Below are 24,914 nucleotides of genomic sequence, written 5' to 3'. Positions count from 1 at the left end.
ACGCCATGCTCGAGGCATACATCGTCGATGCCGTCCGCACCCCGGTCGGCCGCCGCAAGGGCGGCTTCACCGACACCCACCCCGCCGACCTCGGCGCACACGTCATCCGCGCGCTCGTCGATCGTGGCGACTTCGATCCCGCGGCGATCGATGATGTGATCTACGGTTGCCTCGACCAGATCGGTTCGCAGGCAGGCGATATCGCGCGCACCGCCGCACTCGCCGCCGGGTTGCCGGAGACCGTTCCCGGCGTCACCATCGACCGACAGTGCGGTTCCTCCCAGCAGGCCGTGCATTTCGCGGCCCAGGCGGTGATGAGCGGGACCTCGGACCTGATCATCGCCGGTGGCGTACAGAAGATGACCCAGTTCCCGATCTTGAGCTCATTCGCCGCGGGCGAGCCGTTCGGCGCGACCGACCCGTGGACCGGATCGAAGGGCTGGGAAGCGCGCTACGGCAACGCGGAGGTCTCCCAGTTCCGCAGCGCCGAGATGATCGCTGAGCAATGGAACATCTCCCGCGAAGACATGGAGCGCTTCGCCTTCCAGAGCCACACCCGCGCGGTATCGGCTCGCACCGAAGGGCGGTTCGACCGCGAGATCTCGCCGTTCGACGGTCTCACGCAGGACGAAGGGCCGCGCCCTGACACGACACTGGAGAAAATGGCAGCGCTACCCACACTGGTGCCCGGCGGCCGCGTCACGGCCGCGGTCGCCAGCCAAATCTCCGATGCATCCTCGGCGATGCTGATCGCTTCCGAGGCCGCGGTGCAAGCGCACGGGTTCACGCCACGGGCCCGCATCCACCACCTGACCGTCCTCGGCGCCGACCCGGTAAACCTGCTGACCGCACCCATCCCCGCCACCCAGCGCGCACTGGCCAAAACCGGCCTGACCATCGACGACATCGACCTCGTCGAGATCAACGAAGCATTCGCCTCAGTGGCACTGGCCTGGCTGCACGACCTGAAGGCCGACCCGGCCAAGGTTAACGTCAACGGCGGCGCGATCGCCCTCGGACACCCGCTGGGAGCCAGCGGAACTCGCCTGATGATCACCCTGCTACACGAACTCGAACGCACCGGCGGCCGCTACGGCCTGCAAACCATGTGCGAGGGCGGCGGGCAGGCCAACGTCACGATCATCGAACGGCTCTGAGGCAATGGACCGCGACTTCTACACCGAGGACCACGAGCTCTATCGCGCGACCGTGCGCGAGTTCCTCCTCCGTGAGGTGGTCCCCCACCATGAAAGCTGGGACGAGGCACGCTGGATTGACCGAGCCGTGTTTGCCGCCGCCGCGAAGAACGGGATCTATGCACTGCAGATCCCCCAACGCTACGGCGGCGCAGGCGAACTCGACTATCGCTACCGGATGATCGTGTGCGAGGAAGTCGCTCGCGTGCACGCGGGATCGTTCGCGGTCAGCCTGGGCCTTCAGGACGACCTGGTACTGCACTACTTGCTCGACCTCACCACCGACGAGCAGAAGCAGCGCTGGCTACCCGGCTTCGCCACCGGCGAAATCATCGGCGCTCTCGCCATGACCGAACCGGGCGCGGGCAGCGATCTGCAAGGCATCCGCACCGAAGCCCGGCAAGACGGCGAAGACTGGATCCTCAACGGGCAGAAGACCTTCATCTCCAGCGGCATCATGGCCGACGTCGTGATCGTTGCCGCCCGCACCGATCCCACCGGCAGCACAAAGGGTCTCACACTGTTCGTCGTCGAACGCGACATGCCCGGGTTCCATCGCGGCCGCAAACTCGCCAAAATCGGCCTACCCGGTCAGGACACCGCCGAACTGTTCTTCGACAACGTGCGAATCCCCGGCGCTAACGTGCTCGGCGGCGTCGGCCGCGGGCTACCGAACCTGATGAGTCATCTCCCCCGCGAACGGCTCGGCATCAGCGCGGGCGCAATAGCGCTATCCAGGGCAATTTTCGACCTGACTCGCGAATACTGTTTCACCCGAACAGCATTCGGCAAACCGATCGGCGACAACCAACACATACGCTTCGAACTCGCCGAAATGGCAACCGAACTCGACGTTGCCGAAGCCTATGTCGACAAGTCCGTACTTGCCTACAACGCAGGCCGGCTCAGTCCCGTCGACGCGGCAAAAGGCAAGTGGTACACCAGCGAACTCCAGAAACGCATCGTCGACCGCTGCCTGCAACTACACGGCGGATACGGCTACATGTCCGAGTATCCGGTTGCCCGCGCCTACACCGACACCCGCATCCAAACGATCTACGCGGGAACCACCGAGATCATGAAAGAAATCATCGGCCGCGACCTGGCACTATAGCTCCCGTCCAGATCTGCGGTTAGGAGTTCAGGTGAAGGATCTGCGCGCGTACGGCGGGGTCCCGGCTGACCAACGGCGCAATGATCGGCGCGGCAAGTTGGTGGCTGCGGTGTTCGATGTAGTGGCCACTGACGGGATCCACGCGGTGACAGTCCGGAAGGTCGCTGCGAATGCCGGCCTGTCCACGCGCTATGTCTACGAGAGCTTCGCCGACGTCGACGATTTGTTGCGGGGTGCTTTCGACGTAGCCGCGAGTGAGATGGTGTCGACGGTCGAGGCGGCCATCCGGGAAACCAGTTGCGACCTGCGGTCGACGATCACGGCCACTGTCACCGCCATAGTCGACCTCCTCATCGGGTCGCCGAATCTGGGCACGTTGTTGTTGTCGTCCGGAGTCCCGGTCACGGCGACCCGACGCCGGGACCTGTTAGAAACGGTCGCGTCAGCTCTTATAAGGGATGCGGGTCTGGATCGCTCTCCTCTGCGCCAAGGAGACCGCGCGATCGACCTTGTCGCCTGGTTTCTCCTCGGTGCGTTCACCCGGACCCTGGACAGCTGGTCTCAGCAACTGTTGCTGTACTCGCGTGAGCAGTTCATCCACGACAACGTCGAGCTCCTCCTAGCCGTCGTAGGTGCTGCCGAGAAGTTGACCTGAACGCGCAGCACATCGATGGGTTGCTCTGCCGCACTCCACCATTCGGGGCCCTGTTCAATGCGCCGCCAATGTCGACTCCGGTCAGCAGCATGGCAGCGATGAGGTCGGTGAGATGTGCACGCCTGGACTGAAACTCGCCGCGCAGCCAGGCCGCGACCAGTTCCATGGTGCCGCTGACGAGGGTGAATGCTGCCATCTCGGTGTCAAGTTGGGTGGGTGCGGATTCTGCGAGTAGCTCGCGGGTCATTGCCGCCATCGCATTGGCGATCGTGTGCTGGGCGGTGAGACGGGCGCGTTGCAGAACTTCGGTGTGTGAACCGAGCAGCATTGCGCCCCGGCGCGGATCGGCGGTCATGGAGGTGAGCGCGGCGTCGGCGGCTGCGTGGACTTGGGCGCGGATGTCGGGGGCGGCGGTGACACGGGCCCTCCAAACATCAAAGACGGGTACTCACCAGCCAAAATACCTACATACCCAGGCCGAACGGCCTGTAGCTCTGCGAGCGCTACTGCATCAACTCCTCACATACCCAGACCCTCCCCCGGCTGAAGCCGCTAAGCACACAATGAAGCAGCATAAAGAGCGCTCGCGGCGCAGCCCGTACATTGGTTAGCCGGCAACAACCTAACGCTGTAAGTGCTGCACACCGTTGAAGGTCACGAGGACGCGGAGTGAACATGACCCCTTCAGCGATGTGCGTGGTGGCTTCATAGCTGCTATAGATTCAGGTCCCCGGTTCGGAGCAGTGCAGGGCGCGCGAGGCTCGCCAGAGTAGCGCCGCCTGCGTTCACCGCTCAGGCGGGCAAAGGGCTGCCCGTACCAGCCTTCGACGACTTGGGGCCCGGAAGCACCCATTCCGAGCAAGAATCGGCCGCCGGTGAGGTGGTCCATGGTGAGCGCGGCCATGGCGGTCGCGGTAGGGGTGCGGGCGGCCATCTGCACAATGCCGGTGCCGAGCCGGAGGGTCGAAGTTGTTGCACCCCACCAGGCCAGTGGGGTCAGGCAGTCCGAGCCGTAGGCTTCCGGACACCAGACGGAGTCGACGCCGAGGCGTTCCAACTCGGCGAAGGTCGTGCGCAGAGTGGGATCGATCGGGTTGGCGATCCAGTAGCCGAGTTTCATAGTTGCGCCTTGTCTGTCGTCGCAATGGACGCCCATGGCGGCGACGTCTTCGTGAGGAATGCCTGCATCCCCGCTCGAGCTTCCGCGCCGTTGAACAGATCCGCGGACAGCTCGACCATGTCCTGGCCGTGCACGTCGAGGTCGTATCGCAGACTGCGGGTGAGGATGTGTTTGGTCGCGGCGACGGCGCCGGGGGCGGTGCGCCGCAATTGAGTGAGCAGATCGGCGAGTCGAGCATCGAGTTCGGCCTCGGGGACGGCTTCGGTGACGAGTCCGATGCGGGCGGCCTCGTGGCAGTCGAATCGTGCTGCGGACAGCAAGTATTGCCCAGCCGCGCGAGGCGCGAGCTTGGCCAGCAACGGGATCGAGATGATTGCCGGTGCCACGCCGATCGACACTTCGGCGAATGCGAAGTCGACGTGATCGGCGACGAGTGCGATGTCGCTGGCGGCGACCAAGCCGGTTCCACCGGCTCGGGCCGGGCCGCGCAGGACTGCTACCACGGGCTGGCGGGCGTCGATGATCTGGCGCATCAGGGTCAGCGCCGCGGTCGCACCGATTGCGGCGCCCGTTCCGTCCGCGGCCTCAGAAAGGTCAGCCCCGGAACAGAATACGGTGCCGGTGTGGGTGAGCACGATGAACCGCACAGCGGGGTCGGCGGTAGCGACCGCCAGGTGGGTAGCAAGCTCGGTGATGAGCCGCTGGCTCAGCGCGTTGCGATTGTTCGGGGAATCGAGGGTGATGGTGGCGATCTCATGCTCGATGTCGAGCCGGACGAGTTCGGTCATGACGGGTCCTCCTCGGTCGAGACGATGGCCAGCACCGCGCCGCTGTCGACCTGTTGTCCCACGCGTACTTCGATGGCGGCGAGGCCGCTGCCGGGCGCGGTGATGGTGTGGTGCATTTTCATGGCCTCGAGCGTGATCAACGGATCGCCTTTGGCTACGGTCGCACCGTCGTCGACGTGGATCGTGATAATCGAGCCCGGCATCGGTGACAGCAGCGTGCCCGCCGCATGCTGGTCGGCGGGATCGGGGAACCGATCGACCGGCGTCAGCTCCACCGGCCCGGCCGCGGAGTCGATACAGACCCGGTCTCGGTAGGTGGTGACGTCGAAGGTGTAGCTGACGCCATCGATGTCGAGTTCCACTCGGTTCTCGTCGAATTCGCCGATGCGGACGTCATCGAAGCTGTCGGGTGTGATGCCGTCACGGGTCCATCGGTAGCCGATCTCGATCGTGTCGGGGCCGGCCGTATAGGACTTGAGCTGGGAGACCGCAGCCACATTCCGCCACGCGATCGGCAGCCCCGTGAGGTCGGCAACCTTCGTGCGGTTGCGCGCCGCATCGGCGAGCGCGGCAGCAAGGGCCGAACAACGGACGGCTTCGAGATCGGCCAGCGGCGTAGACAGTTCGTCGAGGCCGTATCGGGTGAAGAACGAGGTGTCGAAGTCACCGGTCCCGAAGCTGTTGTGCCGCAGCAGTCGTACCAGCAGGTCGCGGTTGGTGGTAAGGCCGTGGATGCGGCTGCGCTCCAGGGTGTCCGCGAGATGGGCGATGGCTTCCTCACGGGTGGGTGCCCAGGTGATGACCTTGGCCAGCATCGCGTCGTAGTGGGTGCCGACGGTGTCGCCGCTGCGGTATCCCGAATCGATGCGCAGCCCGTAATCGTCCGGGCAGCGGAATTCGGTTCCTGCGCTCGGGAATTCAAGGCTTTGCAGGGTGCCTGCGGTCGGTTGCCAATCCTGTGCCGGATCTTCGGCGTAGAGCCGGGCCTCGATGGCATGTCCCGCGAACTCCGGCGGCGGGCCGGCGGGCAGGGCGGCACCGGCTGCGATGCGCAGCTGCCAGGCAACCAGATCCAACCCGGTCACACATTCGGTGACGGGATGCTCGACCTGCAGGCGCGTGTTCATCTCGAGGAAGTAGAACCGGCCGTCCGCGCCGGCGAGGAATTCTACTGTGCCTGCGCCGTGGTAGCCCACGGCCTCGGCGGCGATGACCGCGGCGTCGCAGAGCCGTTTGCGCAGCTCGGGATCGACCATGGGTGAGGGTGTTTCCTCGATGATCTTCTGGTGGCGCCGCTGGATGGAGCATTCCCGTTCTCCGAGCGCCCAGGTGGTGCCGTGCCGGTCGGCGAGTATCTGCACCTCGATGTGGCGCCCCTGTTCCAAGTAGGGCTCGCAGAACACCGTCGGGTCGCCGAACGCAGCGGCGGCTTCGGCCGAGGCGGCGGTCACGGTGTCGGGCAGTTCAGTCAGTGTGCGGGCCACCCGCATCCCGCGTCCACCGCCGCCCGCAGATGCTTTCACCAGGACCGGCAGCTGATCTGTGGTGACCGAGGCGGGTTCGAGCTCATCGAGCACGGGCACACCGGCGTCGGCCATGAGTTTCTTAGCGCGGATCTTCGAGCCCATGGCCGCGATGGCGTCCGGAGACGGGCCCACCCAGGTCAGCCCGGCATCGATCACGGCTCGCGCGAATTCGGCGTTCTCGGAAAGGAATCCGTATCCCGGGTGGATTGCGTCGGCCCCCGCGCGCCGGGCGGCCGCGATGATCAGGTCGGCTCTGAGATAGGTGTCGGCTGCGGAGTTGCCGGGCAGCCGCACCGCGCGATCGGCATCACCGACGTGCGCGGCGGTCCGGTCGGCGTCGGAGTACACCGCGACGGTGCCGATACCGCTGCTGCGGCAGGTACGAAAGACGCGACGGGCGATTTCGCCTCGATTGGCGACGAGGAGTCTGCGAATCATGTTGTGGTTACTCACATTCGGAAGACGCCGAAGCCGTCGCTGACTCCGGCAATGGGCGCGTTGTGGGCGACGGACAGGCACAATCCGAGCACCGTGCGGGTGTCGCGGGGGTCGATGATGCCGTCGTCGAACAACCGGGCGGACAGGTACGGGGCCAGTGATTCCCGCTCGATCTGCTCCTCGATGGTCGTCCGCAACTGGGCATCGGCGGCCTCGTCGAATTCGCGGCCCTGGGCGGCGGCGGCCTGGCGGGCGACGATGGACAACACGCCGGCAAGTTGTTCACCGCCCATCACCGCGGATTTGGCGTTGGGCCAGTTGAACAGGAAGCGCGGGTTGTAGGAGCGCCCGCACATGCCGTAGTTGCCCGCGCCGTAGGAGGCGCCCATGTTGATCGTGAAGTGCGGTACCCGGCTGTTGGAGACTGCGTTGATCATCATCGCGCCGTGCTTGATGATGCCGCCGCGCTCGTATTCGGCGCCGACCATGTAGCCGGTGGTGTTCTGCAGGAAGACGATCGGTGTGTCGGTTTGGTTGCAGAGCTGGATGAACTGGGTCGCCTTATGGGACTCCTGACTGAACAGAATGCCGCGGGCGTTGGCCAGGATGCCGACCGGATAGCCGTGGACGGCGGCCCAGCCGGTGACGAGGCTGCTGCCGTAGAGCGGCTTGAACTCGTCGAACCGTGAGCCGTCGGTGATGCGGGCGATCACCTCGCGCGGATCGAAGGGGCGCTTGAGATCGGTGGGGATCAGCCCGAGCAGTTCCTCCGGGTCGTAGCGTGGTTCCTCGGCAGTGCGCGAAGGTCCCGGGCCTTGCTTGCGCCAGTTGAGGTTCGACACGATCTGACGGCCGAGGCGGATGGCGTCGAGCTCGTCGGCGGCCATGTAGTCGGCGAGGCCGGACACGCGAGCGTGCATTTCCGCGCCGCCGAGAGTTTCGTCGTCGGACTCCTCACCGGTGGCCATCTTCACCAGCGGAGGACCGGCGAGGAACACCTTTGCCCGCTGCTTGACCATCACGATGTAATCGCTCATGCCGGGGATGTAGGCGCCACCTGCGGTGGAGTTCCCGAACACCAGTGAGATCACCGGCCGACGCGCGGCCGATGCGTTGGTCATGTTGCGGAACCCGGCACCGGCGGGGGTAAAGATTTCGGCCTGGGTCGGCAGGTCGGCGCCGCCGGACTCGACGAGATTGATGCTGGGTAGCCGGTTCTCGGCGGCGATCTGCATGAGCCGCAACGTCTTTTTCAACGAGTACGGATTCTGGGTGCCGCCCTTGATTGTCGGCTCGTGCGACATGATCGCGCACTCGACGCCTTCGACGATCCCGATCCCGGTGATCACGCTGGCGCCCACATGGAATTGGGTCCCCCATGCGGCCAGTGGCGACAGCTCGAGGAATGGGGTGTCCGGGTCGAGTAGCAGCTGAATGCGTTCGCGCGGTAGCAGTTTCCCGCGTTGTCGGTGCCGCTCGACATACTTCGGCCCGCCGCCGTCGATCACTTTCGCGTGCTCGGCATCGATCTCGGCGATCTTCGCCAGCATCGCCGAACGTAGGGCGGCGGCGTCGTCCGACGCCGGGTTTACGGCGCTGCGCAGTACGGTCACTGGTATCCCAATCGTTTAGCGGCCAGGTCGGTCATGACTTCGGTGGCACCGCCGCCGATCCCGAGGATCTTGGCGTCGCGGTAGTGGCGTTCGACCTCCGAATCGCGCAGATAGCCGAGGCCGCCGTGCAGCTGTACCGCTCGGTCGACGACGAAATCGCAGGCCGCCACGGCGGCGTTTTTAGCCATGCACACCTGCGCGACCACGTCGTGCCCTGCGACCATCTGCGCGGCGATGCTGCGGGTGTAGGTGCGGGCCAACTCGATCCGCTGGGTCATCTCCACCAGCTGATGCCGCACGATCTGACGACTGCTCAAGGGTTTACCGAAGGTGTTGCGCATCTTCGTCCACTCGACGGTGAGATCCAGGCAGCGCTGCGCGGTGGCGTAGGCGACGGCGGCAAGCCAGATGCGCTCATTCTGAAACTGGCCCATGATGTGGGCAAAGCCCTCGTTCTCGCCGCCGATCCGGTTCTCGACCGGAACCCGAACATCGACGAACGACAGCTCTGCGGTATCCGAACAGTGCCAGCCCATCTTGTCCAACCGGCGACTCACCGTGAAACCGGGACTCGTGTTTTCGATCACCAGCAGCGAAATCCCTTGGTAGCCAGGGGCACCGGTGCGCACGGCGGTGGTTACGTAGTCGCCGCGAACCGCCGAGGTGATGAACGTCTTCGCGCCGTTGACGACATAGTGGTCACCGTCGCGCACCGCGCGGGTGCGCAAGTTCGCCACATCCGAGCCACCGTCGGGCTCGGTGACACCCAGTGAGCCGATCTTCTCCCCGGCCAGCGTTGGGCGCACGTAGGTGGCGATGAGGCGGCGATCGCCGGAGGCGACCATGTGCGGGACGGCGAGGTTGTGGTTGAACAGCCCCGCCATCAGGCCGCCGCTGCCGCCTGCCAGGATCATCGCTTCGGTCAGCACTATGGTGTCGAGGGCGTCGCCACCGGATCCCCCGACGGCCTCCGGATAACCCACACCGAGCAGGCCCGCCGCAGCCGCCGCCTTGTGTATCGAGCGCGGAATCATGTTCTCGCGCTCCCATGTATCCAGATGCGGCACGATCCCGCGGGTGGTGAAGTCACGGACCAGGGCGCCTAGATCGCGCCGTTCCGGGGTGTCGAACGGGTCTGTCACAGCAGGACCTCCGGGATATCGACCAGGCGCGAGCACAGCCATTCGCCAACGCCTTTGGCCTGGGGATCGAAACGGGTCGATGCGGCCACGCCCTGCCCGAGCAAGCCTTCGACCACGAAATTGAGCGCTCGCAGATTCGCCAGCACATACCGGCGCACCGGCAGTTCGGCGGTTTCCGGCAGTAGCCGCCGGAACTCGTCCACTGTGAGAAACCGGGCCAGCCACCGCCATTCGGCATCGGTACGCGCCCATACGCCAACGTTCGCGTCGCCGCCTTTGTCGCCGCTGCGCGCGCCCGCGACCGTGCCCAACGGCAATCGTCTAACCGGCCCGGCCGACAATGGTTCCGGCAACGGCTGATCGGTAATCGATTGCGGCTCAACATCACTCGGGACCGGCCGGATCGGCCGCCGTGTCCCGTCGGAAAGGACTACCACGTGGTCGATCTGTTCGGCCGGCACGTAGGCGGGTGTGTAGATCCCGAACGGTGACGCGTCTCCTGGCGGGGAGGTCACCGTGAACCCCGCGATGCTGGCCAGTGCCAGTCCGATCGCGGCCTGACTGAACGCCCGCCCGGCCACTGTCGGATCGGGATCCTTGACCGAGACCCGCAGCAGGGCGCTCGCCTGCTCTTGGGTCGTCGCATCCGGACGATCGGTGTGGGCCAGGGTCCAGACGAGTTCCTGTGGCCGCGTGAGCAAGGCGGCGGTGAGCTGGGTGCGGATCAGGTCGGCCTTGGCCGCGATATGCAGTCCGGTCAGCACGAAGGTGACCTGATTGCGGAAACCGCCCATGTGGTTCAGGCACACCTTCGCCGTGGATGGCGGTGCTTCACCGCGCGTGCCGTGCACCCGGACCCGGTCGGGCCCGACCTGCTCGAGCTCGACTGTGTCGAATCTCGTTGTGACATCGGGGCCGAGGTACCGCGGGCCGCCGATCTCGTAGAGCAGCTGGGCGGTGACGGTGCCGACCGATACCAGCCCGCCGGTCCCGGGATGTTTTGTGATGATCGACGACCCGTCCGCGTGCACTTCGGCGATCGGGAATCCGAACGGGCGCGAGGTGTCGATCTCGTCGAGGAACGGATAGTTGCCGCCGGTGGCCTGTGGGCCGCACTCGATGATGTGCCCGGCCACCACCGCGCCCGCCAGCGTGTCGAAATCATCAGGGGCCCAGCCGAAATGCGCCGCCGCCGGTCCGACAGCCAGCGAGGCGTCGGTGACACGGCCGGTGACGACGATGTCGGCACCCGCCCGCAGCGCCTCGGCGATACCCCACGCACCCAGATACGCATTGGCAGTCAGCGGTATACCGAGCCCGAGTTCGCCTGCGCGATCACGCAGGTCGTCACCGGCGACATAAGCAACCTCGATGGAAACGCCGATTCGCTGCGCGAGGGTAGTAATTTCCTGCGCCAGGCCTGCGGGATTGAGTCCGCCAGCGTTGGTGACGATGCGAACGCCCTTGTCGACCGCCAGCGCCATGCACTGTTCCAGCTGGCGCAGAAACGTTTTGGCGTATCCCGCCCCCGGGTTGCGCATCAGATCCTTGCCGAGGATCAGCATGGTCAGCTCAGCCAGGTAGTCACCGGTGAGAATATCGAGATCGCCGCCGGTGAGCATCTCGTGAAACGCCGACAACCGGTCACCGTAGAAGCCGGAGGCGTTGCCGATCCGGATCGGCGACGGTGTCGGCGTGCCGGTCATGCTTGCCTCCCTGGTAGGCGGCCGGGGCCGGGCGGCCCGGCGAAAGCCTGTGCGATGTCGAGCCATTCGTCAGCGATCGGCCCCTCGGCGAGCAGGGCAAGATCGTCGCGGTGGCAGCGTTGGGTGACGCGTAGGCAGAAGTCCAGCGCAGGTCCGGTTACCCGATCGGGCGCATCCAGCTCGCCCCAAGTCCACAGCTCACCGTCCGGGCCCACCAATTCGACCCGCACGTCACTACCAGGCAGTTGCCGGTTGTTGACGGCGAAGGCGAATCCCCTCGTACGCACGCCGATAGAAGCGACATGACGCAGTCGCACCGTCGGAATACGTTGCACGCCTACGGCATCCGCGATATCCTGACCGTGCGCCCAAGTCTCCATCAGCCGCGCGGTCACCATGGACGCAGCGCTCATCGGTGGCCCCAGCCACGGCAGTTTCGCTCCGGCCGGAACCCGCATCAGCGCCTCAGCCAGTCGCGCCCTGCCTCCACGCCAGTCTTCGAGTAGCTGTCTCGGTGCGGTCTCGGCCCAGTCCCCAGCTATCGCGGATACGTACTTCGCGATGTCGACCGACCCGGCCAGCAACTCCCGCACCTGAGCAGTGAACGCAGCCGGATCGTCCGCCGCTGTGTGCGCGATGCCGTCGGTCCAAGCCAGATGGGCGATTTGGTGCGCGATCGTCCAGCCGGGAGCCGGAGTCGGGGTCTGCCATTGATCAGGCGGCACTTCGGCGACGAGGGCGTCGAGGTCGGCGCTTTCCTCGGCGAGGTCGCGCAGCAGAGAAGAAAGAACGGGCGTCACACCCACCTCCATTAAATTAACTAGCGCTAATATAGATAGTGTTAGGGTCGACGGCAAGAGCGGATTGCCATCAGGAGGGCCATGAACGCGAACAGCGACGTCGACGGCACGGTCGTCGCCAAGCGAGCCCCCGGGCGTCCGCCCGCTACGCACGGGCTCGATACGCGAGAGGTGTTGCTGCGCACCGCATTAGATCTGTTCGCCGCCCGTGGGTACGCGGGGCTGACGGTCGGCGAGATCGCCCGCGCCGCCGGGGTCAGTGTCCCGGTGATCTATCAGCGCTTCGGAAACAAGGCAGGACTGTTCGTCGCTGTTGCCGAGGACGTCTACGAACGCGGCCTACGCCAGCTCGAGGCCGGACTTTCCGGTGCGACCTCGTTCGCCGAGGCCGTCGACCGGGTCCTGCGGGGTTTCAGCGACCTCTACCGCATGGACCGCCGCCTCACCGCCATGGTGCTCACCGTGCTGATCGAGACCGACCGCGACGAGGCTCTTGCGGCCGAATTGCGCCCCACGCTCCGGCGTTTCCGCGCCTTCTTCGATTCGATCGCCGAGCTCGCCCCAGCAGAGTTGGCACCCGATGCGCGCACCCGCCGCGATCTGTCACATGCTCTGGTCACCATGTGCAGCGGCCTTACCAGCGCCGCAGTCACCATCGACAACCCGGCGGATTACGTAGGAATGATCAACGTGATGCGCGCCTTCATCCACCCGCCGCACGGAAGCCGATGACGCCCACCCGGTCGACGAGTGGACTCGACGAGCCGTCCACGGATCATTGCCGCCATCGCGTCAGCGACTACACGAATGCTCGCTGGCTGGCAGCAGCGACCCAGCCACCTACCTCGAGGCACACGACGCACCAGTCATCGAACCCACACGGAGCACCGGGTCACCGCAGCCTGACCTGGCTACGCACGGTCCGGTCATGACGTTGCCTTGGCACCGCCTGAACGTCGCAGGTGACTGAAAAATGTTGGCTGCTAGCGTGTTTCACACCTCGGCGGGCGCGGGCAAATACCGGAGTTGTGCGGGCGTAGCGGCCCGGCGTGTTCGACCGTTCAGGACCGAGCGAGGCTAGGATTCACCTCCGGCCAGAGGCTCGAGGAGCAGATGTCTCACCACATCAACGGTTGCGGCAAAATCCTCGGGACCGGTGTTGTCGGCGATGCTGTTGAGGCCGTTCAAGATGACCGCTAGTGCGCGGTAGAGATGCCGCCCATCCACCTTGTCGATCAATTCTGCAGGCGCACGGGCGGCGAGTTCGTCGGTGAAACCGCGGAATGATTGCAGAACGATGCGTAGTTCACGCGCCAATTCCTCATCGCGACGAGCCTCGATCTGGACCGTGAGAGTCAGCGAGGCCAGGCTCGGGTCACTGGCGTGAATACGCTGCGCGGCATCGAGCACGGCGTTGATCGCCTGCTCGAACCCCGTAGTCGATTCGACCGATTGCCGCAGGTCGGCCAGGAAGCGGCCGTAGACGTCTTCGGCGACTGCGACGAAGAGCCCGTGCTTGCTGCCGAAGTGGTGGTAGAGCACCGGGACGGTCACTCCGACGTCATCGAGGATGTCCTGGATCGCGGTACGCGAATACCCCTTGCGGGCGAACCGAATTCGTCCGGCGTCGAGCAGCGCGCGGCGAGTTCCGTCGGCCGACGGGCGGCGCGGGCGGCGCGCTTGTCGAGTCGGCGCGGAGGGCGATGGCTCCATTGGAACAATGTTATCCAACTCTAGATAATATAGTCACCGCTATAGTATCTTCTAGTTCGATCGCAGAACCGGACGTGGAGATCAATGAGCGCACTTCGACTCGAGACCATGCATTGCACGATCGGCGCCGAGGGCGTGGGGCAGTTGCAGCTGAACCGCCCGGAGGCGCTCAATGCGCAGACACCGCAGATGTGGCTGGACCTGAACGAGATGCTGCGCCGACTGGCTGGCGAGGACCTGCGCTGCCTGATAGTCAGCGGTGAAGGAGGTTCTTTCAGTGCGGGCTTCGACGCGAATGCAATGTCATCGCTGGCCGGCCCGCTCGACACACCCGAGGCACGTGAGCAGCGGCGAGCGGCCGGACTCGAATGGACCGAAGGTTTCGCACGGCTGAGCAATGCACCGTTCGCGACGATCGCGGCCGTGCGCGGGCACGCACTCGGCGCGGGCTTCGAACTCGCCGTGGCGTGCGACCTGCGAGTGACGACGAAAACGGCCAGATTCGCAGCCGCCGGTATCAACTATGGGCTGATCCCCGACACCGGCACCGCCTATTGGTTGCCGCGGCTCGTCGGGCTCGGCAAGGCACGGGAGCTGATCCTCACCGGTGCCGTGATCGACGGGAGCGAAGCCGGCCGAATCGGGTTGGCGGAGTATGTTGTCGACGACGACGATCTGGAATCGGCCGCCACCGCAATCGCTCTGCAGATCGCGGCGCACTCGGCCACCGGAATCCGTGCGGCCAAACGGGTTCTGGTCGCCGGTGCCGAACTGTCGTTCGAGCAGGCGCGCCAGGCCGCGCAGCGGGAACAGGTCGAATGCTACGCGTCGAGCGAATTCGCCAGTGCAGCAAAGCAGTTCGGCGATCGAATGACGGCCGGCCGATGAGCGATCATCCGATCTTCACCGCCGACCACGATGCGCTGCGGGCCAGTGTGCGTGGTCTGCTGGCTCGCGAAGTGACTCCGTACGTCGAGGAGTGGGAGCAGACAACCTTCCCGGACACGGTATTCCGATGCTTGGGAGACGCCGGGCTGCTCGGCCTCGGCAAGCCGGTCGAATACGGCGGCCAGGGCATCGACACTGTCAGTGGTCTGGTCCTGGCCGAGGAGCTGGGCCGGGTCAACAGCGCGGGCGTGGCCATGGGTATCTCGGTGCACACCGATATGGCGATGCCGCCCATCCTCGCGTTCGGCTCGGAACAGCAGAAGAGCGAATGGCTGGTTCCCGCGATCCGCGGGGAGACGATTCTGTGCCTCGGCATCTCCGAACCGGAGGCGGGCTCGGATGTCGCGGCGATCCGGACCACCGCCCGCCGCGACGGCGACGACTACGTCATCTCCGGCTCGAAGATGTTCATCACCAACGGCCTTCGCGCCCATGCGATCGTGCTGCTGACGCGCGAGCCGGACACCGGACACGGATACACCCTGCTGCTGGTACCGATGAGCTTGTCCGGTATCACCCGGGAGCGCCCGCTATCGAAGGTCGGATTGCGGGCATCCGATACCGCAGTGCTCACCTTCGATGCCGTGCGCGTGCCCGCTTCCGCGGTAATCGGCAGTGCTGGTGAGGGTTTCAAGCACATTATGTGGGAACTACAGGGCGAGCGGCTCACCGCCGCCGCGTACTGCGTCGGTGCTGCGGAATGGCTCATCGAGACGGCGCTGCGCTACGCACGAGAACGCCGGGCCTTCGGCAAGCCCATTGCCGAGCACCAGGCAATCCGGCACCGGCTCGCCGAAATGGCGATGGAGCTCGAGGCCGCGCGTCAGCTCGTCTATTCCACCGCGTGGAAGGTCGGCCAAGGCACCTGCGGCGCAGGCGATATCGCCATCGCGAAGCTGTTCGCCACGCGCAGCGCCAGCACCATCGCCGACAGCGCGATGCAGATCCACGGCGGGGCCGGGTGCATGACGGAGTACGGCGTCGAGCGCGCCTGGCGGGACCTGCGAACGTTCCGAATCGGGGCCGGCACCGACGAAATCATGCTCGACATCATCGGCCGAGCAATCGGCCGCACGAAAACGGAGGACCAGCGATGAGCATCAGTTCCGACAGCGAGTTGCGGCAGGCCGACACCGCGACCTCCCGCCATCGCGCTCGCCCGGTGCTGTGGTGGGCGGCAATAGGTATCGCGGCCATGGTGTTGCAGACCTACGTCTACACCCGGTGGATCACCTCCGACCACTTCCGTTCGGTGGGTACCGGAGCAGATCCGGTGCCGCAGTGGGAGAAGATCTGTGCCTGGCTCGAGCAGAGTGCCTTCACCCTCGCGGCGCTCGGCACCGTGGCATGGATCGTGCGCGGGTGCGTCCGTGAACGCCGGATGACCTTCGACGCCAAGCTTTTGCTGGGAACCATGGCGCTGACCTGGCTCGACCCGATCGGCAACATGGTACGCATCTCGTTCTTCATGAACTCGTACTACATCAATCGGGGATCGTGGACGCCGTTCATCCCCGGCTGGATCAGCCCGAACGCCGGTCGGCTACCGGATCCGCTCCTGGTGGAGTTCACCGGATACATGGCCCTGCCGCTGTCCGCCGTTGTCGGTTGCTGGGTGCTGCGCAGTATCGAGAAGCGGTGGCCTGCTATCGGCAAAGTCGGTCTCGTCGTGTCGATTTGGGTGTTCATGATGGTGGCGGTCGTGATCATCCACCAGGTCCTGGTGCAGCATTCGGGCTGGGCCATGTGGACGACACCGCAACGCAACCTGACCGTGTTCGCGGGCACGCGGTGGCAGCTGCCGATCGTTCCGGACGTCATGTTCTGGGGCGCGATGTTCGCCTCCCTCACGCTGCTGCGCCATTTTCGCGCACCGGACGGGCGCAGTTTCGTCGAGCGCGGGGTTGATCGCGTCAATGTCCCTGAGCGTGTCCGTACCGCTCTCGCAACGTTCGCCGTCATCGGTTACACGTCGACCGCGATGCTCGGCTACGCCGTATGCGCGGTTGCGGTGAGCCTGTACCCGGGCGACACCATGCCGGCGCAGGTGCCGAGCTACCTCGTCAATGACATGTGCGGTCCCGGTACCGAATACAACTGCCCGGCCCCGGGTCTGCCGATCGCAGTCGCCGGCCACCCCGACCACGCACCCGTTCGTTGACCGTGGGGGCAGGCGCGGGCCGGGCATCCGGCATGACATCGACATCCGTTGCGAAGGAACAGATCCCAGCCTTGAAGGCGCTGCACGGCACCTTCTCCATCACAGTGCTGTCGAGTGTGGGCACCTTCGGCCGGGCGACGCGCAGTGGCGTGCAGGCGACCGTGGTCGGGGTGACCGATCTGGGACGGCAGCGGTTTCAGTGGCGCGAAATGCTTTCCCAGGCCTGGTTTCTGATCACGGTCACCGCGATTCCCGGTGTGCTGATGGCGGTTCCGTTCGGCGTCGTTGTCTCCGCGCAGGTCGGCAATGTCGTGCATCAGCTCGGCGCGAACTCGCTCATAGGCGCGGCCGGCGGGCTCGGTGTGATCAAGCAGGGAGCTCCGCTGGCCACCGGCTTGCTGCTGGGCGGGGCCGGGGCCGCCGCCATTGCCGCCGACCTGGGCGCGCGCACTATTCGCGAGGAGATCGACGCGCTGCGCGTGATGGGGATCAACCCTGTTCAGCGACTGGTGGTTCCACGCCTGGCGGCCATGCTGATCGTGGCACCGTTGCTGAATATCCTGATCATCTTCGTCGGAGTGCTGTCCGGGTACATCGTGGCCATCGGAGCCTTGGATGTGACCCCCGGCAGCTACTGGCAATCATTCGGTGCTTTCGCCTCGGCCGCCGACGTGTGGGTGTCGATCGCCAAGTCGATCGTCTTCGGCTATCTCGTCGTCGTCATCGCCTGCCAGCGTGGACTCGAGGCGAAGGGCGGGCCGCGCGGCGTCGCCGACGGCGTCAATGCGGCGGTGATTCTCTCGGTCGTGGCGATTGTCGTGGTGAACGTCGTCATCACCCAGCTCGTGGCGCTGTTTCTGCCGGTGCGGGTGGTGTGATGACGGCCAGTTCATTCACGCCGGTCGGTCTGCGGTGGGCAGCACGGCTGCTCCGTCGGATCCGACCGTGGTCGCTGCTGGACGGGTTCGGCTTCACGCTCGCCTTCGTGTGGCAGGTACTGTCGTCGATTCCATTGACGCTCAAGCATTATCGCGCGCAAACCATGGTCACCATCACCGACATGACCTGGGGACGTGGCGCGGTGATCGTCGGCGGCGGCACTGCGGCGGTCATGCTGGTGATGGGTGCGGCGGTCGGCGCATCGACCGGCATCGAAGCCTACAGCGCGCTGGACCTGGTGGGCCTCGGTCAAATCACCGGTGTCATCTCCGCATTCGCCAATACCCGTGAGCTGGCACCGATGGCAGCGGGCATCGGCTTCGCCGCGCAGGCCGGGTGCCGCATGACCGCAGAGATCGGATCCATGCGCATCTCCGAGGAGATCGACGCCATCGAATCGCTCGGGGTGCGGTCGGTGCCGTTCGTGGTCACTACGCGGGTGATCGCCGGAGTGGTCTGCATTGTGCCGACGTTCCTGATCGCGCTGATCGTCAGCTACCTGGCGACCGCGCTGATCATCACCGGCGTGCACGGGGAGCCGGCCGGCGTCTACGAGCACTACTTCGATCAATTCGTGGTCGCCGCGGATATCGTCGCCGCCACCCTCAAAGTGCTCGTCTTCGCGGTCGCGATCATCGTGATCCACTGCTACCAAGGGTTTTTCGCGACCGGCGGACCGGAGGGCGTCGGTGTCGCCTCCGGACGCGCGATCCGCGCCAGCCTGATCGCCATCATCACACTCGACATGATCCTGACCATCGCGCTGTGGGGCTTCAACACCCCCCTGTCGTTCACGGGGTGACCACGATGCCCGCCTTTGGAATGCCCGGAGTCGCCGTCAGCCCGCGCGGCGCACGGCTCGTCGGCATGATCGCCGCCGTGCTCGCGACCGCTGGGGTCCTCGCGTGGCGCGTCGCGCCGGTCGAGCGCGCCGCCGACTCCCTCTCGGTCACGCTGTTGACCGAAAAGGTCGGCGACGGGGTCGAACCCGGTATCGATGTCCGCCTCGACGGAGTCAAGGTAGGCCGCATCGATTCGATCAGCGCAACGGACGGCAACCGACAGCGAATGATATTGCGGCTCGACCGGACTCAGCTGTTCGGTCTCACCGATACCCTCGACATCGCCTACACACCGGGCAACCTGTTCGGCATCAGCGAACTCGTGTTGAAGCCCGGCGCCGGCGGTGCGATCCTCGCCGACAACGCACAGGTCGATCTCACCGGTAGCGGGGCGGGCCGGGTCGTCGATGCGACGATCTCCACGTTGCTGCAGTCGATCGGGCAACTCGCCAACGGGGTGCTGACCCCGAAGCTGACCGCACTGCTGAGCCAGATTGCTACCGATGCAAAGGCTTTCACCCCGTTACTGCAAGCGATCGTGGTGCTGGCGACAACGGTCGCCGATACGCAGCAGCTCCCGTCCGCATTCCTGCTCGAACAGTACGGCTCGGCACTGAGTGGGCTGCCTCCCACCGTGGACGGCCTGCTCCGTGTGGTCGATGCCCTCTACAACAGTCCGGAACTGAAGGACGATACGGATCGCACACGATTTGACGCGAGCGTTGTCCTGGTGCGCGACAACATCATTGCAGCGCTGCCGCCACTACTGTCCACCGCACAGCATCACTTCGATGGCTACACCCACGCACTGGCCCCCGTCCTGACCATGGTCGCCCGCGCGCTCCCACCCTCCGACCGGACCAACCGGCAGCTCAGCGACCTGCTCGACGGCCTCAACACCGCCATGCCCGATACCCCGGACGGTCCGGTGCTACGCCTGGATCTTGCCCTGAGCGGCGTCCCTGGATTGGCGCAGCCGCTGCTGCACGGACTCCCCTCGGCGGCATCGGCGGGGACACGATGAAATCCGCACCCGCACTGATCATCCGGCTCGCGATCTTCGGCGTGGCCATGGCCGTCGCACTCACCGCGGTCCTGCACGCCGTCAATCGGCCGGTCGGCGGCGACACCGAGACCTATTCCGCCGAATTCACAGATGCCAATGGGCTTTTCGCGAACAGCGACGTGCGGTTACACGGCGTCGCCGTGGGCAAAGTGCGCACTGTCGAACTACGCGGCAACCATGCGAACGTCACCTTCACGGTGCAAAAGAAGTATCCGGTGTTCGGCGGTGGCACATTTGCCATCCGTTTCGAATCCCTCACCGGCCAGCGGTATCTCGACGTTCGCCAACCCGCCGACCCCGGCGCACGGCTGGCCACGGGCAGCCATATCGGCACCGACCACACGATTCCCTCCTTCGATATCACCACCCTCTTCAATGGCCTACAGCCGGTGCTGGCGCAGCTGACCCCGGAAGATCTGAACCTGCTCGCCACGAGCCTGCTGGCCGTCGTCGACGGCACCGCCACCAGCCTCGGGCCAGCACTGGGCGCAATCGACAAACTCAGCAGCTACGTCACCGACCGACAGGCGATGATATCCACCCTGGTACACAACCTGGGAGTCGTCTCGGACCGGCTGGGCGGCAAATCGGGCCATGCCATCGCTTCGATGTCACAGCTCACATTGCTCTTCGAAACCCTCACCCAGCGGATCACCGGACTGATCGACTTCGCTGCGGCCATTCCGCCCGTCTTGGAACCGGCCGATCACCTACTCGCGACCCTAGGCCTCACCCCGCGCGCTAACCCCGATTTCGACACCGCCCTGCGCAACCTGTTCCCCAACCCGAAAGACACCGCCGACATGCTCAACCAGCTACCCGCACTATTGCAATCGCTGGGTGCGCTCATCCCGCGATCGGCGCAGAATGTAAACCTGTCGTGCGCCAACGGCCCCGCGCCAGCCCCCGAGCTGCTGCAGGTCTTCATCGGTGGCCAGCGGATCACGCTGTGCAAGGGATGATCCGGCGCCTCCGCACCGGGGTGCGCAGCCTGCTCGGACAAATCGCTGGCACCGACACGGTGCCCAGAAACGACCGGGACGCAGCACGATCGGACCTGCGCTGGGGCACCACGGGCATCGTCGCCGTGGTGGTCGTGCTGGCAGCCCTCGGGATCGTGTACACCACCGACCTCGGTGTGCGGACCTACACGGCCGACCTCACGGACGCCGGCTCGGTCCGAGCGGGCGATCCGGTGCGCATCGCCGGCATCACAGTCGGGAAGGTGCGATCGCTGACTCTGAAATCCGATCGCGTCGCCCTGGACTTCACCGTCGACCGCACCATCTTTGTCGGCGCGCAGACCACCCTCGATATCCGGATGCTCACTGTGGTCGGCGGCCACTACGTCGCGCTGACACCGGCCGGTGCACAACCGTTGGGGCGCAAGACGATTCCCGCCGATCACGTCACGCTGCCCTACAGCCTGCCGCGGGCCTTCCAGGATGCGATCACCCCAATTCGCAACATGGACGGTGACGTGCTGCGCCGCAACTTCGCGGCACTGGCGGACTCGATCGACAAGAGCCCCAATGGGATCGGGCAGGCGTTGACGGCCGCGACCACAATCGTCGGGATTCTGGACAAGCAGAGCGCCGACATCTCCCGCGCGTTGACAGTGGCCGAGGATTACGTGTCGGCGATCGAAACCAACAAGCGCCTGGTGGTACGAATGGTGCGCACCCTCGGCATACTCATCACGCTGATCGAGAACAATAAGCTGCACGTCGGAAAGCAACTCGACTTGCTGGCATCGGTCGTCGAGCGGGTGGTTCCCGTCGGGCAAGCCTGGCAGTCCACGCTGAAGCCGATGGCGCAGCCGCTGGCGGATCTCATTCCACGCCTGAGCGATATCAGCACCCGGCTCGGCGAACTGCTCGAGGGATTGCGCGCGTTCGGTGCGCGATTCCAGCCGCTGATCACTGCCCAGGACGGGGTCGCCGTAGATCAATCCGACATCACCATTACCGCCCCCGCCCTGTGCATTCCGGTGCCGGGAAGAACCTGCTGATGCTTCGACGTCTGTTCGGATCCCGCGGGTTCGTCTCGGTGGCCATGATCGCGATACTCATCGCCGTTGCTACGCTCGGCATCCGGCTGGCACAGCCGAGCCAGCAGATGCGCGGCTACTGCGCGCTCATGCCTGACAGCATCGGGTTGTTCACCGACAGCCATGTCACCATCCGCGGCATCCCGTCCGGTCGAGTGACGCGAATCGAACCGGCGGACAAGGGAACTCGCGTCGAGTTCGAGATTCCGGCCGACGAGAAGCTGCCGATTGACGTCGGCGCGACGACCGTATCGGACACGCTTATCGCCAACCGCCGGTTGGCGCTCATCGGCAACCGGCCCGACGGCCCCGGCTGGGAGGCAGGTCGATGCATCACCAAAACCCTGACTCCGAAGAGCCTGAGCCAGACATTCGCGGCGGTGGCGAAACTGGCCGACGAACTCGATGGCGCAAACGATCCCGCCCAGCAGAACCGGCTACTGGCCGGCCTCACCACGATGAACGACGCCACCGTGGGCCGCGGACAGCAGATCAACGACCTCATCCACACCCTCGGCTCCGCGCTGAACGAACCCGATGCCGCCATCGGCCATCTCGGGCAACTGATCGACGCACTCGCATCGCTGGCCCGCAGCGCCGCCAGCGGCTGGGGCGAGGTGGAATCCACAGTAACCGGCCTGCCCGACGCCCTGCACGCCGTCAATACGATGGCCGTGCCACCAATCGTCCAGGTGCTCACCGATATCGGCGATATATTGCCGATGCTCAACGACCTCACGCTCATGTTCGGCGGCCCGCTGCTGCGGCAGCTGGACGCCGCTGATGCGACACTGCTGCTGGCCGGGGCCGGAATCGGTTCACTGCTGGATCTCATCCGAATGGTCCCCTCGATCGCCGCGGCATTCACACACTCCATCGATCCCGCGAACGGCAGGGCCGTAATCGACTACGCGCCGCCGCGGGTGGCGATCCCGGATTCGAGCGCACCCCAGGTGTGCGCCGCGATCAATGCGATCGCGCCGGGACGCTGCACCGACACCACCGACGGCCTCATGAATATACAGATCACCCAACTCGTCCTCGGATCGGTGATACCTCGATGACACACCATGCCCGATCACACCGGGCGATCGCCCTCACCGCCGCGCTCGCGGCGACCCTGCTCGCCGGCGGATGCCGCCTCGATCCCGCCGCGATACCGGTTCCGGGCACAACGGCCGCGGGCGAAAAGTACCGACTGCACATCCAATTCGCGGACGTCCTCAACCTACCGCAGGGAGCGAAAGTCACCGTGAACGGAGTACTCGTCGGCAATCTCGACAGCTTGGACATCGTCACGCCGGCGGCGGACCCCACCGGTCCACGCGACGGCTATGTCCTGGCCACCGTGCAGATATCGGATTCGGTCCGGCTGCCTGCCACAACGACCGCGCAACTACGCCAGTCCACCCCGCTCGGCGATGTGCACATCGCACTCACCACACCATCCGGCGGGACCGCCACCGACCTGGCTCCCGACGCGACGATACCGATCGGGAACACCAAACCCGCGACCCAGATCGAGGACACTCTCGCGGGGCTGGCGACGACCGCAGGCAGTGGTGCGCTCACCAATGTCCAGGACATCGTCCGGCAGCTCAATCAAGTGTTCACCGACAATCCCGCCGAAACCGCCCGAGTATTCGGCGTCATCGGAGGCGATCTCATCGACGTCGCAGACCGATTGCACACCCTCGACGCCCTACTCGACGGGCTACAGGCGAACACCACGATGATCGACGCCGATCGCGACATCCTGGACCGGCTGCTCACCGACTACGGCGTCGAACACGTCACCGCCACAGTGAATTCCGCGGTGCAACTGATCTTCGTATTCAGCGATCTGGGGCCGGTCGCCCGATCCGCGGCCTGGCTCGGGCCGCTGGTCGGCTCACTCGACGCCACCGCCACCGCCTACGTACCCGCCCTGTTCGGCTCCCGGCCGCTGGATCTGTCCTCGCCGTCGAATCTTCGAAAGCTCGTGGACCTCATCCAGACCAAGATTGTTCCATTCGTCCAGCACGGACCGAAGGTGGATATCGTCTCCGCCGAGGTCTCGAGCGTAGCCGTGACGCCTGCCGAGCAGACCGATCAGATCATCGCCATGCTGCGCATGATCGGCGCGGTGCGATGAAGACGAGTTCGGTGTTTTCGCTCGGCGCAATACTTCTCGTGCTTATCAGCGGTATCGGCTATCTGGGATTCGTTGTGCTGCAGATGAATCCGCTCACCGGACACATCACCGCCACCATGACCCTGCCGGGCTCCGGCGGCATCGGGGTCGGCTCACCAGTCCTACTGTCCGGACTCGAGGCCGGCAAGGTGACCTCGGTGCGCAAGATTGCCTCCGGCGTGGAAATTACGCTGCACCTTCAGGATTCGCCGCCGATTCCAGTCGCAAGCACGGTGCGCATCGAGAACCTTTCCGCCCTCGGAGAGCCATACATCGAGTTCGAGGCCGAACGAAACACCGGGCCCTACATTCGCGACAACCAGTCGATCGACACTGGAACCGCCCAGCTGCCCATGACCATTCCGGAAGTGTCGGAGCGCGTCGTGAAGGTACTGCAACAACTCGACCCGAAAACGATCGCCGAGCTGGTCGGTACAGCGGACGTCGCGCTGACCGGAACTGACAATGAGATTCCGCGCCTCGCACGCTCCACCACGCTGCTGGCAGCCACCCTGCTCAGCCGCACCAGTACCATCCGCCAACTGCTCACCGATTTGCAAACGCTCGGCAGCGACATGAACTGGACCGGGCCGTCGCTGGCCGCGGGCGGTCCCGAATGGGCCGACCTCGGCCGACAACTCGCGGACGCGATCGCCGTTACCGCACACAGTTTCGACAAAGGCATCCAGCCAGCCGCCTACCTGCAGCAGGACGGCCTGGTGGCTTTCCTGCACGACCTGACCACCTATCTGGAGAAGATCGGCCCCCGCACCGCCGCTCAGCTGCCCGCGCTGCGCCCGCTGCTGGACAGCGCCCGAGACAGCGCCGCACAACTCGACCTCGGCGCGCTACTCAGCCAGGCACTGAGCACCGTCGGCACCAATAACGCTGTACGGCTGCAAATCCACGTCAAATAAAACACCG

At 65.4% G+C, this 24,914-nt stretch carries 22 protein-coding genes and 1 pseudogene; 15 read left to right on the top strand and 8 right to left on the bottom strand.

The genetic code is table 11. From position 1 onward, the window contains the following. Window positions 1–5: 5 nt before the first annotated feature. The 3 genes from ACIBK2_RS12030 to ACIBK2_RS12020 are packed head-to-tail and all read left to right on the top strand — an operon-like array spanning window position 6 to window position 2,965. Complete coding sequence (locus ACIBK2_RS12030; RefSeq protein ID WP_396966328.1) at window positions 6–1,157, top strand: acetyl-CoA C-acetyltransferase; 1,152 nt, start codon at window positions 6–8, stop codon at window positions 1,155–1,157. A gap of 4 nt (window positions 1,158–1,161) precedes the next feature. Then, entirely contained in the window at window positions 1,162–2,310 is a 1,149-nt protein-coding gene (locus ACIBK2_RS12025; protein WP_396966326.1) for an acyl-CoA dehydrogenase family protein, read from the top strand. A 31-nt stretch (window positions 2,311–2,341) separates the two neighbouring features. Then, complete coding sequence (locus ACIBK2_RS12020) at window positions 2,342–2,965, top strand: TetR/AcrR family transcriptional regulator (RefSeq protein ID WP_396966324.1); 624 nt, start codon at window positions 2,342–2,344, stop codon at window positions 2,963–2,965. Between the two features lie 796 nt (window positions 2,966–3,761). Here the strand turns inward: ACIBK2_RS12020 and ACIBK2_RS12015 are convergent. From ACIBK2_RS12015 to ACIBK2_RS11985, 7 genes and pseudogenes are all read right to left on the bottom strand, one after another. Next, a pseudogene (locus tag ACIBK2_RS12015) lies at window positions 3,762–4,085 on the bottom strand (LLM class flavin-dependent oxidoreductase); the annotation flags it as partial. Further along, window positions 4,082–4,873, bottom strand: a complete 792-nt coding sequence (locus ACIBK2_RS12010) for an enoyl-CoA hydratase-related protein (protein WP_396966322.1) — start codon at window positions 4,871–4,873, stop codon at window positions 4,082–4,084. The gene ACIBK2_RS12010 and the pseudogene ACIBK2_RS12015, both read right to left, overlap by 4 nt. Further along, on the bottom strand, window positions 4,870–6,837 hold the full coding sequence (locus ACIBK2_RS12005; protein WP_396966320.1) for an acetyl/propionyl/methylcrotonyl-CoA carboxylase subunit alpha: 1,968 nt from the start codon (window positions 6,835–6,837) through the stop codon (window positions 4,870–4,872). The genes ACIBK2_RS12010 and ACIBK2_RS12005 overlap by 4 nt, the downstream gene beginning before the upstream one ends. A gap of 11 nt (window positions 6,838–6,848) precedes the next feature. Beyond that, complete coding sequence (locus ACIBK2_RS12000) at window positions 6,849–8,450, bottom strand: acyl-CoA carboxylase subunit beta (RefSeq protein ID WP_396966318.1); 1,602 nt, start codon at window positions 8,448–8,450, stop codon at window positions 6,849–6,851. Next, the gene (locus tag ACIBK2_RS11995; protein WP_396966316.1) at window positions 8,447–9,634 is read right to left on the bottom strand and encodes an acyl-CoA dehydrogenase family protein; all 1,188 of its coding nucleotides are present in this window, start codon (window positions 9,632–9,634) and stop codon (window positions 8,447–8,449) included. The genes ACIBK2_RS12000 and ACIBK2_RS11995 overlap by 4 nt, the downstream gene beginning before the upstream one ends. Continuing rightward, window positions 9,589–11,298, bottom strand: a complete 1,710-nt coding sequence (locus tag ACIBK2_RS11990; RefSeq protein ID WP_396966314.1) for an acyclic terpene utilization AtuA family protein — start codon at window positions 11,296–11,298, stop codon at window positions 9,589–9,591. Before ACIBK2_RS11990 ends, ACIBK2_RS11995 begins: the two co-directional genes overlap by 46 nt. Continuing rightward, window positions 11,295–12,098, bottom strand: a complete 804-nt coding sequence (locus ACIBK2_RS11985) for a TIGR03084 family metal-binding protein (RefSeq protein ID WP_396966312.1) — start codon at window positions 12,096–12,098, stop codon at window positions 11,295–11,297. Before ACIBK2_RS11985 ends, ACIBK2_RS11990 begins: the two co-directional genes overlap by 4 nt. Window positions 12,099–12,179: 81 nt before the next feature. Between ACIBK2_RS11985 and ACIBK2_RS11980 the strand changes: the two genes are divergently transcribed. After that, on the top strand, window positions 12,180–12,830 hold the full coding sequence (locus ACIBK2_RS11980; protein ID WP_396966310.1) for a TetR/AcrR family transcriptional regulator: 651 nt from the start codon (window positions 12,180–12,182) through the stop codon (window positions 12,828–12,830). Between the two features lie 345 nt (window positions 12,831–13,175). Here ACIBK2_RS11980 and ACIBK2_RS11975 read toward each other — a convergent pair whose 3' ends face one another. After that, the gene (locus tag ACIBK2_RS11975) at window positions 13,176–13,811 is read right to left on the bottom strand and encodes a TetR/AcrR family transcriptional regulator (protein WP_396966308.1); all 636 of its coding nucleotides are present in this window, start codon (window positions 13,809–13,811) and stop codon (window positions 13,176–13,178) included. A gap of 84 nt (window positions 13,812–13,895) precedes the next feature. Between ACIBK2_RS11975 and ACIBK2_RS11970 the strand changes: the two genes are divergently transcribed. From ACIBK2_RS11970 to ACIBK2_RS11920, 11 genes are read left to right on the top strand one after another with little or no spacing between them, the layout of a single operon-like run. Next, the gene (locus ACIBK2_RS11970; RefSeq protein WP_396966306.1) at window positions 13,896–14,699 is read left to right on the top strand and encodes an enoyl-CoA hydratase/isomerase family protein; all 804 of its coding nucleotides are present in this window, start codon (window positions 13,896–13,898) and stop codon (window positions 14,697–14,699) included. After that, on the top strand, window positions 14,696–15,856 hold the full coding sequence (locus ACIBK2_RS11965; RefSeq protein ID WP_396966304.1) for an acyl-CoA dehydrogenase family protein: 1,161 nt from the start codon (window positions 14,696–14,698) through the stop codon (window positions 15,854–15,856). Before ACIBK2_RS11970 ends, ACIBK2_RS11965 begins: the two co-directional genes overlap by 4 nt. Further along, window positions 15,853–16,920, top strand: a complete 1,068-nt coding sequence (locus ACIBK2_RS11960; protein ID WP_396966302.1) for a spirocyclase AveC family protein — start codon at window positions 15,853–15,855, stop codon at window positions 16,918–16,920. Before ACIBK2_RS11965 ends, ACIBK2_RS11960 begins: the two co-directional genes overlap by 4 nt. A gap of 32 nt (window positions 16,921–16,952) precedes the next feature. After that, entirely contained in the window at window positions 16,953–17,798 is an 846-nt protein-coding gene (locus tag ACIBK2_RS11955; protein WP_396966300.1) for an MlaE family ABC transporter permease, read from the top strand. After that, window positions 17,798–18,661: an ABC transporter permease gene (locus tag ACIBK2_RS11950; protein ID WP_396966298.1), complete on the top strand. Its 864-nt coding sequence runs from the start codon at window positions 17,798–17,800 to the stop codon at window positions 18,659–18,661. The genes ACIBK2_RS11955 and ACIBK2_RS11950 overlap by 1 nt, the downstream gene beginning before the upstream one ends. A gap of 5 nt (window positions 18,662–18,666) precedes the next feature. Further along, window positions 18,667–19,725, top strand: a complete 1,059-nt coding sequence (locus tag ACIBK2_RS11945) for an MlaD family protein (RefSeq protein ID WP_396966296.1) — start codon at window positions 18,667–18,669, stop codon at window positions 19,723–19,725. Continuing rightward, window positions 19,722–20,729, top strand: a complete 1,008-nt coding sequence (locus ACIBK2_RS11940) for an MCE family protein (protein WP_396966294.1) — start codon at window positions 19,722–19,724, stop codon at window positions 20,727–20,729. The genes ACIBK2_RS11945 and ACIBK2_RS11940 overlap by 4 nt, the downstream gene beginning before the upstream one ends. After that, window positions 20,726–21,778 (top strand): MlaD family protein, encoded by a 1,053-nt coding sequence (locus ACIBK2_RS11935; protein WP_396966292.1) that lies wholly within the window; start codon window positions 20,726–20,728, stop codon window positions 21,776–21,778. Before ACIBK2_RS11940 ends, ACIBK2_RS11935 begins: the two co-directional genes overlap by 4 nt. Next, window positions 21,778–22,881, top strand: coding sequence for an MlaD family protein (locus ACIBK2_RS11930; protein ID WP_396966290.1), 1,104 nt, complete (start codon window positions 21,778–21,780; stop codon window positions 22,879–22,881). The genes ACIBK2_RS11935 and ACIBK2_RS11930 overlap by 1 nt, the downstream gene beginning before the upstream one ends. Further along, window positions 22,878–23,951, top strand: a complete 1,074-nt coding sequence (locus ACIBK2_RS11925) for an MlaD family protein (protein ID WP_396966288.1) — start codon at window positions 22,878–22,880, stop codon at window positions 23,949–23,951. Before ACIBK2_RS11930 ends, ACIBK2_RS11925 begins: the two co-directional genes overlap by 4 nt. Next, entirely contained in the window at window positions 23,948–24,907 is a 960-nt protein-coding gene (locus ACIBK2_RS11920) for an MlaD family protein (protein WP_396966286.1), read from the top strand. Before ACIBK2_RS11925 ends, ACIBK2_RS11920 begins: the two co-directional genes overlap by 4 nt. Window positions 24,908–24,914 lie beyond the last annotated feature (7 nt).

Source organism: Nocardia sp. NPDC050175 (assembly GCF_044459885.1).
Classification (GTDB): domain Bacteria; phylum Actinomycetota; class Actinomycetes; order Mycobacteriales; family Mycobacteriaceae; genus Nocardia.
The sequence above is the reverse complement of the archived record's forward strand: the minus strand, read 5'-3'. Positions and strand labels throughout refer to the sequence as shown.

Bases quoted from the DNA above. Each gene is read 5' to 3' on its own strand.
- ACIBK2_RS12005 (WP_396966320.1), bottom strand. From the start codon at position 6,837: ATGATTCGCAGACTCCTCGTCGCCAATCGAGGCGAAATCGCCCGTCGC.
- ACIBK2_RS11960 (WP_396966302.1), top strand. From the start codon at position 15,853: ATGAGCATCAGTTCCGACAGCGAGTTGCGGCAGGCCGACACCGCGACC.
- ACIBK2_RS11945 (WP_396966296.1), top strand. From the start codon at position 18,667: ATGCCCGCCTTTGGAATGCCCGGAGTCGCCGTCAGCCCGCGCGGCGCA.
- ACIBK2_RS11990 (WP_396966314.1), bottom strand. From the start codon at position 11,298: ATGACCGGCACGCCGACACCGTCGCCGATCCGGATCGGCAACGCCTCC.
- ACIBK2_RS11975 (WP_396966308.1), bottom strand. From the start codon at position 13,811: ATGGAGCCATCGCCCTCCGCGCCGACTCGACAAGCGCGCCGCCCGCGC.
- ACIBK2_RS11965 (WP_396966304.1), top strand. From the start codon at position 14,696: ATGAGCGATCATCCGATCTTCACCGCCGACCACGATGCGCTGCGGGCC.
- ACIBK2_RS11940 (WP_396966294.1), top strand. From the start codon at position 19,722: ATGAAATCCGCACCCGCACTGATCATCCGGCTCGCGATCTTCGGCGTG.
- ACIBK2_RS11920 (WP_396966286.1), top strand. From the start codon at position 23,948: ATGAAGACGAGTTCGGTGTTTTCGCTCGGCGCAATACTTCTCGTGCTT.
- ACIBK2_RS11935 (WP_396966292.1), top strand. From the start codon at position 20,726: ATGATCCGGCGCCTCCGCACCGGGGTGCGCAGCCTGCTCGGACAAATC.
- ACIBK2_RS11925 (WP_396966288.1), top strand. From the start codon at position 22,878: ATGACACACCATGCCCGATCACACCGGGCGATCGCCCTCACCGCCGCG.
- ACIBK2_RS11950 (WP_396966298.1), top strand. From the start codon at position 17,798: ATGACGGCCAGTTCATTCACGCCGGTCGGTCTGCGGTGGGCAGCACGG.
- ACIBK2_RS11995 (WP_396966316.1), bottom strand. From the start codon at position 9,634: ATGGCTGTGCTCGCGCCTGGTCGATATCCCGGAGGTCCTGCTGTGACA.
- ACIBK2_RS11955 (WP_396966300.1), top strand. From the start codon at position 16,953: ATGACATCGACATCCGTTGCGAAGGAACAGATCCCAGCCTTGAAGGCG.
- ACIBK2_RS12010 (WP_396966322.1), bottom strand. From the start codon at position 4,873: ATGACCGAACTCGTCCGGCTCGACATCGAGCATGAGATCGCCACCATC.
- ACIBK2_RS11970 (WP_396966306.1), top strand. From the start codon at position 13,896: ATGAGCGCACTTCGACTCGAGACCATGCATTGCACGATCGGCGCCGAG.
- ACIBK2_RS12025 (WP_396966326.1), top strand. From the start codon at position 1,162: ATGGACCGCGACTTCTACACCGAGGACCACGAGCTCTATCGCGCGACC.
- ACIBK2_RS12030 (WP_396966328.1), top strand. From the start codon at position 6: ATGCTCGAGGCATACATCGTCGATGCCGTCCGCACCCCGGTCGGCCGC.
- ACIBK2_RS11930 (WP_396966290.1), top strand. From the start codon at position 21,778: ATGCTTCGACGTCTGTTCGGATCCCGCGGGTTCGTCTCGGTGGCCATG.
- ACIBK2_RS11980 (WP_396966310.1), top strand. From the start codon at position 12,180: ATGAACGCGAACAGCGACGTCGACGGCACGGTCGTCGCCAAGCGAGCC.